The sequence below is a fragment of the Methylobacterium sp. WL120 genome (assembly GCF_008039465.1).
In the GTDB taxonomy this organism is placed as follows: domain Bacteria; phylum Pseudomonadota; class Alphaproteobacteria; order Rhizobiales; family Beijerinckiaceae; genus Methylobacterium; species Methylobacterium cerastii.
In genome coordinates this window covers 1-9,940 of the sequence record NZ_VRUT01000166.1, presented here as the reverse complement: position 1 = coordinate 9,940, position 9,940 = coordinate 1, and the positions used below count along the sequence as shown (strand labels likewise).

8 protein-coding genes are annotated in these 9,940 nt (G+C 73.0%); 4 read left to right on the top strand and 4 right to left on the bottom strand.

Going from position 1 to position 9,940, the window contains the following annotated elements:
- Window positions 1–156 precede the first annotated feature (156 nt).
- Window positions 157–1,218, bottom strand: a complete 1,062-nt coding sequence (locus tag FV229_RS22515) for a polysaccharide deacetylase family protein (RefSeq protein WP_147754099.1) — start codon at window positions 1,216–1,218, stop codon at window positions 157–159.
- A 317-nt stretch (window positions 1,219–1,535) separates the two neighbouring features.
- Between FV229_RS22515 and FV229_RS22510 the strand changes: the two genes are divergently transcribed.
- Window positions 1,536–2,687 carry a GNAT family N-acetyltransferase gene (locus FV229_RS22510; RefSeq protein ID WP_147754098.1) on the top strand — a complete coding sequence of 384 codons (1,152 nt, stop codon included), beginning with the start codon at window positions 1,536–1,538 and terminating at the stop codon, window positions 2,685–2,687.
- A gap of 48 nt (window positions 2,688–2,735) precedes the next feature.
- Here FV229_RS22510 and FV229_RS22505 read toward each other — a convergent pair whose 3' ends face one another.
- Window positions 2,736–5,129 carry a GumC family protein gene (locus tag FV229_RS22505; RefSeq protein WP_147754097.1) on the bottom strand — a complete coding sequence of 798 codons (2,394 nt, stop codon included), beginning with the start codon at window positions 5,127–5,129 and terminating at the stop codon, window positions 2,736–2,738.
- A gap of 189 nt (window positions 5,130–5,318) precedes the next feature.
- Here FV229_RS22505 and FV229_RS22500 point away from each other — a divergent pair, with 189 nt between their 5' ends.
- The 3 genes from FV229_RS22500 to FV229_RS22490 all read left to right on the top strand — a co-directional run bounded on the left by FV229_RS22500 (window position 5,319) and on the right by FV229_RS22490 (window position 9,031).
- Entirely contained in the window at window positions 5,319–5,942 is a 624-nt protein-coding gene (locus FV229_RS22500; protein ID WP_147754096.1) for a polysaccharide biosynthesis/export family protein, read from the top strand.
- A 141-nt stretch (window positions 5,943–6,083) separates the two neighbouring features.
- Window positions 6,084–7,331, top strand: a complete 1,248-nt coding sequence (locus FV229_RS22495) for a glycosyltransferase family 4 protein (protein WP_147754095.1) — start codon at window positions 6,084–6,086, stop codon at window positions 7,329–7,331.
- Window positions 7,332–7,480: 149 nt separating this feature from the next.
- Window positions 7,481–9,031 carry an undecaprenyl-phosphate glucose phosphotransferase gene (locus FV229_RS22490; RefSeq protein ID WP_147754094.1) on the top strand — a complete coding sequence of 517 codons (1,551 nt, stop codon included), beginning with the start codon at window positions 7,481–7,483 and terminating at the stop codon, window positions 9,029–9,031.
- Window positions 9,032–9,119: 88 nt separating this feature from the next.
- On the opposite strand, the gene FV229_RS22485 is transcribed toward FV229_RS22490, so the two are convergent.
- Together FV229_RS22485 and FV229_RS22480 are read right to left on the bottom strand one after the other, a co-directional pair.
- Complete coding sequence (locus FV229_RS22485; protein WP_147754093.1) at window positions 9,120–9,476, bottom strand: hypothetical protein; 357 nt, start codon at window positions 9,474–9,476, stop codon at window positions 9,120–9,122.
- A 228-nt stretch (window positions 9,477–9,704) separates the two neighbouring features.
- On the bottom strand, window positions 9,705–9,940 hold a 236-nt coding region (locus tag FV229_RS22480; RefSeq protein ID WP_147754092.1), incomplete at its 5' end, for a hypothetical protein.

Genomic DNA, 9,940 nt, shown 5'->3' with positions numbered 1-9,940 from the left:
GCCCAGGCCGACGAGGCGGTCGAGGAGCCTCGCGGCGGCCGGCGCGGGCGATACCGCGTCCGCCGCGGCCGCCAGAGCGCGGTGTTCACCGCGGGCAGCAGCGAGGGCCGCTCCTACCGCCATCGCCGCCGCCGTCGGTGATCGCGGGCCCGCGCCTCACGCCACGTTGAGGCGCCGGCCGCGGTTCCAGGCGAGGAACGGCACGCCCGAGAGCAGGCCGGAAAGCGCCGCCCGCGACTGGTGGCAGCCGTTGACCGAGACCCGCGGCAGGGCGTGCAGGTGGCCGGCATGGTCGGGGAAGAGATGGCCCGGCCGCGTCGTCACCGCGGTCTCGAAGCCGAGGTCGCGGGCGAGCCCGAATTCCCGTGCGCCGGCCGAGGTCGGGTCACCCACCGGGTAGGACAGGTGCCGTACCGGTCGCGCCAGCTCGGCTGCCAGCCGCTCGCGCCCTTCGCCGACCTCGCGGGCGACCGCCTCGATCCCGTGCTTGGCCAGCATCGGATGGCTCCGCGTATGCGCGCCGAAGGTGACGGCCGGGTCCCGGCCGAGCGCCCGCAGGTCGTCCCACGACAGGCAGAGCTCGCGGGCGACCGCGCCCGGGGCGATGCCGGCCTCCGCGCACAGCGCTGCGATCCGGTCGAGCAGCCGCGCCTCGGAGCCGCCGCGCAGGTCGCGGTAGACCGCCTCGAAGGCGAGGGCCTTCTCCTGCGGGCTGCGCGCCGGCAGGTCCACGTCGCGCGGGCCGACGGCGACGCGGACCCGCTCCAGCCGGCCGATCGCCCGCTCCAGCTCGATCCACCACAGCCGCCCGGTCTGGTCGGCGAAGTCGCTGGTGACGAAGAGCGTCCACGGCACGCCGTGGCGGGCCAGCACGGGCCGGGCATGCACGACGTTGTCGCGGTAGCCGTCGTCGAAGGTCAGCACCGCGAAGGGCGGCCGGTAGCGCGCGGCGGCGAGGCGCTCGGGCACCTCGTCGAGGCCGACGACCTCGAAGCCGCGGGCGTCGAGCTCGCGCAGGGTCGCGTCGAGGAAGTCCGGCGTGATCGAGAGCAGGCGGTTGGGCGCGTAAGGACCCGGGGCCTCCGGGCTGACGTGGTGGAAGGTGAGGATCACCCCGAGGCCGCAGGCGGCCGGCGCGAGCCAGCGGTCGGCCCCCGTGGCGGAGACGGCCCGGAACCCGGCCTCGAACAGCCGGTGGCGGTTTCGGGACGACAGCATGGCACCGCCTCGGTGGCGCAGGAACGCAACACGGGCGACGCCGTGCGCGGCGCCCCCCTTCCTTGTCCCGGTTCGGCGTAAACAAAGGCTGAGGCTTGGGCCGTGCCTGCGGCGCGCAACGATCCGTTAGCCACGCCGGCGCTTCGCCCGGCCCGACCGCGCGTTCGCGTTGCCACGTACACCCCGGCTTAGGGGCCGGTGCCCAGAAGTGGCGCCCGGGACCGATGGTTTGCCGCCTCCACGGGGGTCGGCGCGGGGGATGGGCGATGGCGGTCGTGGCAGGCGGTCCGATGGACCGAGATCTCGCAGGAGCGACCATGGCCCGCGCGCACGCTCAGTCCGGCCTGACCGCGGAGGTCTTCACCGACCTCGCGGCCGTCGAGGCCCTGTGGCGCGGGCTCGAGGCCGACCCCGCCTGCCTCGCCACGCCCTACCAGCGCTTCGACTGGGTCCGCGCCTACGCGGGAGCGACCGTCGCCCCCGGCGCGCTGCGGGTCGTCGTCCTGCGCGACGCCGCCGGCCGGCCGCGCATCCTGCTGCCGCTGGTGGTCGAGCGCCGCCGCGGCGTCGCGATCGCCCGGACGCTCGGTGGCGACCACGCCAACTACCACCTGCCGCTGTTCTCCGCCCGCGACGCCGCCGCCGTTCCGGCCGAGGACGTGATCGCGGCGCTCGGCCAGGTCGGGCGCGCCTCCGGCGTCGACGTCTACGCCCTCGGGCACCAGCCCCGCACCTGGGACGGCGCGGTCAACCCGCTGGCGATCCGCGGCGAGGCCGCGCCGAGCGACGGCTACGGGATGATGCTCGGCCCCGACCCCGAGTCGACGCTCAGGCGCGCCTTCAGCGCCGACGCGCGCAAGAAGCTGCGCTCGAAGGAGAAGCGCCTGATCGAGGCGCACGGCCCCCTCGCCTACCGCAAGGCGGCGGACGGCGCCGAGGCCGAGCGGTACCTGTCCGCCTTCTACGCGCAGAAGGCGGCGCGCTTCTCCGCCATGGGCATCGACGACCCCTATGCCGACCCGGCGATCCGCGCCTTCCTGAGCGAGGCCACCGCGAGCGAGAACCCGGCGGTGGAGGTTCACGCCCTGGTGCTGGAGGCGACCGGCCGCGTGCTCGCGACCTTCGGCGGCGCCGTCGACGGCGCGCGCTATTCCGGCATGATGACGGCGTTCGACGCCGATCCCGAGGTCGCCCGCTTCAGCCCCGGCGACCTGCTGCTCCATCACCTCGTGCGCGACCAGGCCGCCCGCGGCCGCCGCGCCTTCGATCTCGGCGTCGGCGAGGCCCGCTACAAGGCGAGCATCTGCGACGAGACCATCCCGCTGGTGGAGGTGATGCTGCCGGTGACGCTCCGCGGCCACGCCTACGGGCTCGTCGCGACGCGCCTCACCCGGCTCAAGCGCCGGATCAAGCGCGACCCGCGCCTGTTCGCCCTCGTGCAGCGGCTGCGGCGGATGCGGGCCGGTTGAAGGGCTCGTCCCCGCCATCCGCTTGGATGGGCGGGAACGGCGTCCCGGTCAGGCCGCGGACAGGCGCAACGCCATCGGCTCGGCGTCGTCCTGCGCCGTCCGGTCGTGCCGCTGCCGGGCAGGCCGATCCTGCGCCGGCTTGTCCTGGGCGACCAGCACCTGGCCCGCGCCGGAATCCTCGGCGATGGCGAACAGGTCGCCGAGGTCGGGATCGTCGAGCGCCGCGTTCGAGGCGATGATCACGCTGTCCATCAGCGTGCCGAGGGCGGCGAGCAGCTCGTGCGCGCCGGGCTCCGCCCGCAGGCGGCAGACCACCCAGTCGTAGGCCTCGGCCATCGCCTCGATGGTGATCGCCACCGAAGCCGGCTCCTCCAGCAGAACCTCGATCTCCAGCGAGCCGGCGGCGATCCGGTGGATGGCGGAGCCGCGTTCGGCCTGGATCACGTCGAGGAAGGCAGCTTCGCCGGCGACGAGGTCGGTCAGGCCAGGTGCCTCGGCGTCGGAGGCCGGGCCGTTCAGGTCGACCGCAAGCGCCGAGGCCCGGCCCGAGAGCGCCGCCTCCAGGGCCTCGACGAGGCTCTTGCCGGGAACCGGCCGGGCGGCGCCTGCGGTCTCGACCACGAGGAGGGTGCGCCCGCCGCCGGCGCGCGGGCCGGCTTCGAGGCGCGCGATCAGCGGCGCGAGATCGAAGGAGCCGGCGCGTGGCGTGGCGGGCTGGCTCGACGCAGGCGCGGCCTCGACCTTCGCCGCGGCCGGCGCTTCCGCCGGGGTGTGCTCGGCCGAGACGGGTTCGGCCAAGTCCTGTTCGGCCAAGTCCTGTTCGGCGAAGTCGGGTTCGGCCATCACGGGTTCGGCCATCGCATGCGTGCCGGCGACCGGTCCGGCCTCGGCGGCTGCCCAATGGGCGGGCGGGACGGCTTCGGGGAAGGCGAAGCGCTCCGGCCGCGCAGCCGGCGACGGCGCGTCGGCGGCCTCCTCCTCCTCGCGTTCGCGGCGACCGCCCCCCGTGGGATCGGACAGGAGGTGGCGGGCGACGACCACGCCGGCGGCGAGCATCAGCGTGAGCAGGGTCGCGAAGGCGACGATCGGCAGCTTCTTGGGGAAGGACGGGAGCTCCGGCGTCACCGCCCGCGAGATGATGCGCGCGTCGGCGGGCGTGGCGCTCTCGCCGTCGCGGGCGGCGGCCTCGCGGTAGCGCGACAGGTAGGATTCGAGCTGCTCGCGCTGGACCTTGGCCTCGCGCTCCAGGGCGCGCAGCTGGATCTCGCTGGTGTTGCCCTTGACCACCACGTCGCGCTGGCCGTCCACGGCCGCCTGCAGGCTCTCGACGCGGGAGGCCGCGATCTTGGCGTCGTTCTCCAGGGTGCGCCCGACGCGCTCGGCCGAGGCCTTGATCTGGGCGTCGAGGTCCTGCAGCTGGGCGGTCAGCTCCTTGATGCGCGGATGCGCCGGCAGGAGCGTCCGCGATTCGAGGGCGAGCTGCCCGCGGATCGTGATGCGGTTCTCCACCGTGCGCCGGATGACCTCGTTGTTGGCGACGTCGGGGATCTCGAAGGCGCGCCCGTCCTTGATCATCTCCTTGACGGCCTTCGCCCGGCCGGCGAGGTCCGCCTTCAGGATGCGGGCCTGCGACAGCTGGGTCGAGAGTTCGCCGAGCTGCTGGGCGTTGAGCGGCTGGCCGCTGGCGCCGGTGGAGCCGACGAGGCCGTTGCCGGCGCGGTAGGCCTCGACCCGCGCCTCGGCCTCAGCCACGCGCTTGCGCAAGCTGTCGATGTTGCCGCCGAGCCAGGTCGAGGCGTAGCGCGCGGTGTCGACCTTCGCCGCCTCCAGGGCTGCGATGTAGAGTTCGGAGACGGTGTTGGCGCCCTTGGCCGCCAGCTCCGCGTCCTTCGAGCGGAACTCGACCGAGAGGATGCGCGACTTGCCCGCCGGGAACACGAGCAGCCGCTCGAAATAGGCTTCCAGCACCCGGTCCTCGGCCGGGCGGTCGAGGGGGTTCTTGGCCAGCCCCAGCATCATCAGGGTTCGCTGGACCGGGCCGATGGTGCCGGCGCTCGGATCGAATTCCGGGTTGCCGACGAGGTTGAGCCGGCGGATCGCCTCGCGCGCCAGGTCGCGCGACATCATCACCTGCACCTGGCTCGCCACCGCCTGCTCGTCGATCGGCGGGACTTGCTCGGCGCGTTCGGAGGCGGTGCGGGCGAAGGCGGCCTCGCGGCTCTCCAGCAGGAGCTTCGCCTCGCCGGTGTAGCGCGGCGAGACCACCTGCACGAACACCGTCGAGAGCCCGGCGACCACCAGCGTCGGCAGCGCGATCCAGTGCCACGACCGGCGCAGCAGGGCGGGCACCTGGGCGAGATTGAGGCCGTCGGCCGGGGCGGGCCTTGCGGCGAAGGCCGGCCGTTCGATCGGGGCGGCCGCGCGCGGGGCGATTCGGGACATGGCACGATCTCTTCGCGATGCCGGGCCGCGACTGTGCCCACGCATCAACACGTGGGATCAATAGAACCTGTTAAGGTTGCTTGAGAGTTAAAGCCGGCGCGGTGCAGTGCGCCCGCCTTGGGGCGACAGCATTTCTTAACCTTAACGGATTACGAAACGATCGATCAGGCAATCACGACGGCTGTGGTGATGAACCGACGCGTACTCCTCCTCGTTCTCGCGACCAGCCTCGGGCTCGGCGGCTGCCTGCGGCCGGACTACCGGACCGCCCAGCTCGACGCGACCGGCACCGGCTCGATCGGCGCGCGCTACGCGCTCGCGGCCGGCGACAAGCTCCGGGTCATCGTGTTCGGACAGGACAACTTGTCGAACATCTACGCCGTCGACGGCGGCGGCCGCATCGCGATGCCGCTGATCGGCGTCGTCCAGATCGGCGGGCAGACCACCGGCCAGGCCGCCCGCACCATCGAGACCAAGCTCGCCGCGGGTTTCGTGCGCGAGCCGCACGTCACCGTCGAGGTCGACGCCTACCGCCCGTTCTACATCCTGGGAGAGGTCACCACCTCGGGGCAGTACCCCTTCGTCAACGGGATGACGGTCGAGACCGCCGTGGCGATCGCCGCCGGGTTCGGCCCGCGGGCGGCGCGCGACTACGCCGTGCTCACCCGTGAGGGCAAGGGCGGCCCCACCGCCGGCCCCGGCCTCGAGCCGACCAACGAGGCCGGCCGCGAGAAGCTGGTCTCGGGCATCGTGCCGATGACGTATCCCGTGCGCCCCGGCGACACGATCGTCATCAAGGAGCGGTTCTTCTGAGAGCGCGGTCGCAAGGCCGCCGTCTCGGCGATCAGTAGGACGCGCGTTAGCCGAACGTTGACCCTCGGCGCCGGAAAGGACTGCGCCCGGCCCGGTCCGCCGGCGCGGTCGCGTGCGCTTAACCGCCTGGACAGGGCCGGCATGGCAGGACAGCGGAAGCCCGCCGCACCCGCCGGCCTGGAGACGTCCGCCGTGACCCCGTCCGTCAGCCCTTCGGATGCCGAACCCCGTCGCATCCTGCACGTGTTCCGCGCGCCCGTCGGCGGCTTGTTCCGGCACGTGGTCGACCTCGCGCGCCTCCAGGCCGCGACCGGGCACCGCGTCGGGATCGTCTGCGACGCGACCACCGGCGGCGAGCGCGCCGTCCAGGCGCTCTCCGACCTCGCCCCCTGCCTCGCGCTCGGCGTCACCCGCATCCCGATGCGGCGCAACCCGCACCCGTCCGACCTCGCCTGCCTGCGCGCGGTCGCGGCTCGCGCCGAGGCCGTCGCGGCCGACGTCCTGCACGGGCACGGCGCCAAGGGCGGCGCCTACGCCCGCCTCGCTGCCGTACCCGGCGGCCGCAGCGTGATCCGCGCCTACACCCCGCACGGCGGCAGCTACAATTACCGGCCCGGCAGCCTGCTGCACCGGGTCTACATGGGCGCCGAGGGCCTGCTCGCCCGCCGCACCGACGTGTTCCTGTTCGAGAGCGAGTACGTCGCCGGGCGCCACCGCGCCTACGTCGGCACCCACGGGCGCGTCAGCCGCATCGTCCACAACGGCCTGAGCGAGGCCGAGTTCGCACCCCTGACCCCGGCGGCCGACCCGTTCGACCTGCTCTATGTCGGCGAGCTGCGCGAGGCCAAGGGCCTGCCGATCCTGCTCCAGGCCCTGGCCCTGCTGCGCGAAGAGGGCCGGAGCGTGCGCCTGCTGATGGTCGGTTCCGGCCCCGATGCCGGGCTGCTCCAGGCCAAGGCCGAAGCCCTGGGCCTTGCCGGCGCCATCGCCTTCGAGCCGGCCCAGAACATCCGCTCCGTCCTCGCCCGCGGGCGGATCATGGTGGTGCCGTCCTTCGCCGAGTCCCTGCCCTACGTCGTGCTCGAGGCGGCCGCCGCCGCACAGCCCCTGGTCGCCACCGACGTGGGCGGCATCCCCGAGATCTTCGGCTCGGCCGCCGGAGACCTCGTCCCGGCCCGCGATCCGATCGCGCTGCAGCGGGCGATCGCCCGCGTCCTCGACGAGGCGCCCGAGAGCCGCGCCGCCCGGTTCCGGACCCTGAGCGACTCCGTGCGCCAGCGCTTCTCGATGAAGCGGATGGGCGCCGACGTGCTCTCGGGCTACGCCGCTGCCTTCCGCGCCCGCCGCCCGGGGGCGTCGGCCGAACCGGCCCGCGTCGAGGCCGCCTGAGCCCGCCGACCGTCGCAGGAACGTGATGCCTGCTGTCCGCATCCCAGCGAAACGACGCCGTCGCCGTCCGCAACTTTAAACAATCCTATAGGGAGCCCTGCGATACTTCCCGGCACGAACGAAGCCGCTGAACTGCTGGGAATCGAGCGATGAGTGCCTTCGACGTCCGTGATCTCCTGAAGGTCGCCGGACAGGGCGAGACCGTGGCGGCAGGCTTCGCCGACCCGGCCCGCGTCGCGGAGCCGGTGCCGAAGATGGCGCCGCCCGCCGAGGCGGTCTCCCCCCTGCCGGCCCCGGCGATCTCCCCGGTGGTGATCGCCGGCCTGGTGCGGGCGGCGGAGTTCACCCTGATCGTCGGCCTCGGCGCGGGCCTGCACGTGGCGCTGCTGCGCGGGGTCGTCCCGTTCGGGCTGACCTATGCCGGCGCGGTCGTCGCGGTGGCGGCCCTCGCCCTCGCCGCCTTCCAGGCCGCCGGCACCTACCGGATCGCGGCGTTCCGCGCCTTCTTCAAGACCGCCCTCAAGATCTCCGCGGGCTGGATGCTGGCCTTCCTCCTGGTCGCCACCGGCCTCGTGCTCGCCAAGGTCGCCGACCACTACTCCCGCCTGTGGCTGGCGGCGTACTTCGCCGGCGGCCTCGGGCTGCTCCTCACCGGCCGGTTCGTCCTGTCGGGCGTGATCGTGGCGCAGACCCGGAAGGGCCGGTTCGACCGGCGTACCGCCATCGTCGGCGGCGGCAAGGCCGCCGAGGAGCTCATCGCCGCCCTCGAGACGCAGAGCGAGAGCGGCATCCGCATCGTCGGCGTGTTCGACGACCGCAACGACGACCGCTCCACGGACGTGGTCGCCGGATACCCCAAGCTCGGCACCGTCACCGACCTCGTCGCCTACGCCCGCACCACGCGCCTCGACCTGATCGTGTTCACGATCCCGATCTCGGCGGAGGGGCGCATCCTGCAGATGCTCTCGAAGCTCTGGGTCCTGCCGATCGACATCCGCCTCTCGGCCCACGCGACCAAGCTGCGCCTGCGGCCGCGCAGCTATTCCTACCTCGGCTCGGTGCCGGTGCTCGACGTGTTCGACCGCCCGATCGCCGACTGGGACGTGGTGATGAAGACGGTGTTCGACCGCACGGTCGGCCTGACGATGCTCGTCGCCCTCGCTCCGGTGATGGTCGGCGTCGCGCTCGCGGTGAAGCTCACCTCGCGCGGCCCGGTGTTCTTCCGGCAGAAGCGGCATGGCTTCAACAACGAGTTGATCGACGTGTTCAAGTTCCGCTCGATGTACGTCGACGCGTGCGACGCCACCGCGGCGAAGATGGTGACCAAGGGCGACGCCCGCGTGACCCCGGTCGGGCGGTTCATCCGCAAGACTTCGCTGGACGAGCTGCCGCAGTTGTTCAACGTGATCAAGGGCGACCTCTCCCTGGTCGGCCCCCGCCCCCACGCGCTGCAGGCGAAGGCCGCCAACACGCTCTACGACCAGGTCGTCGACGGCTACTTCGCCCGCCACAAGGTCAAGCCCGGCATCACCGGCTGGGCCCAGGTCAACGGCTGGCGCGGCGAGACCGACACCAGCGAGAAGCTCCAGCGCCGGGTCGAGCACGACCTGTACTACATCGAGAACTGGTCCGTGCTGTTCGACTTGCAGATCCTCATGACCACGCCCTTCGCTTTGTTCAAGACCGAGAACGCGTACTGACCGCGCCCGGGCGGCGGCACCGTGAAACGCAGAAAGGGCGGCTCGCGAGAGCCGCCCTTTCGCTTTCGGACACGGATGCGCGGGCCGCCTACGGCAGCGCGCCGGCCTTCTCCTTGGCCTTCATGATGGTGTCGCGGCAGGCGTCGGCCTGGCCGGCCTTGTCCTCGCCGCGGGCCTTCTCGACGAGGTCGCGGGCTTCCTTGACGCCGGCGGCGGTGGGGGTCGCGGCCGGATCGCTCGGCTTGCCAGCGGGCGGGGTCGGAAGCGCCTTGGGGGAGTTCGACGAGGTCGGGCCGCCCGGCGGCTCCTTGCCGGTGACCTTCTCGGCGCCGGCGCTGTCGAGGCGGCGCTCGAGCGTCGCGATCTCCTCCGAGCAGGAGCTGGCGAAGGCGGGCGCCGCGGAGGCGAGGAGGAGGGCGGCCGAGAAGGCGTGGACCAGTCGCATGGAGTCTCCCTGAAGCATGGCGCGCGGGCCCGCGGCCCGCGTCGTTTCGGTTGCAGGGGGCAAGCGACGAAGCGCGGCCGTGTTCCGGTGGCGTGAGGCCGCAGGCCGGCCCCGGGCCGGCACGCCCCGAGACGCGAAAGGGGCGCCAAGACGCGAAAGGGGCGCCAAGACGCGAAAGGGGCGCGGACCCTGCGGCCCGCGCCCCTCCCCTCGCCTGTGCCCGCCCGATCAGTACTTGCGGATCAGCGGCTCCGGCATCGGCACCGGGTCGGCGCCGAAGGCGTAGCGGATGCCGCCGTAGATCGAGAGCGGCTGCGCCAGCGTCGTCGTGCGCGGGTCGTTGATGGTCAGGTTGCCGGCGATCGGGCCGCGCTCGGCGAAGGTGCCGAAGTTGGCGTAGCGGTTGTTGGTCAGGTTGGTGATCAGACCGAAAAGCTGAAGGTTCGGCGTGACTTGGTACGTCG

Bases quoted from the DNA above. Each gene is read 5' to 3' on its own strand.
- FV229_RS22515 (WP_147754099.1), bottom strand. From the start codon at position 1,218: ATGCTGTCGTCCCGAAACCGCCACCGGCTGTTCGAGGCCGGGTTCCGG.
- FV229_RS22510 (WP_147754098.1), top strand. From the start codon at position 1,536: ATGGCCCGCGCGCACGCTCAGTCCGGCCTGACCGCGGAGGTCTTCACC.
- FV229_RS22505 (WP_147754097.1), bottom strand. From the start codon at position 5,129: ATGTCCCGAATCGCCCCGCGCGCGGCCGCCCCGATCGAACGGCCGGCC.
- FV229_RS22500 (WP_147754096.1), top strand. From the start codon at position 5,319: ATGAACCGACGCGTACTCCTCCTCGTTCTCGCGACCAGCCTCGGGCTC.
- FV229_RS22495 (WP_147754095.1), top strand. From the start codon at position 6,084: ATGGCAGGACAGCGGAAGCCCGCCGCACCCGCCGGCCTGGAGACGTCC.
- FV229_RS22490 (WP_147754094.1), top strand. From the start codon at position 7,481: ATGAGTGCCTTCGACGTCCGTGATCTCCTGAAGGTCGCCGGACAGGGC.
- FV229_RS22485 (WP_147754093.1), bottom strand. From the start codon at position 9,476: ATGCGACTGGTCCACGCCTTCTCGGCCGCCCTCCTCCTCGCCTCCGCG.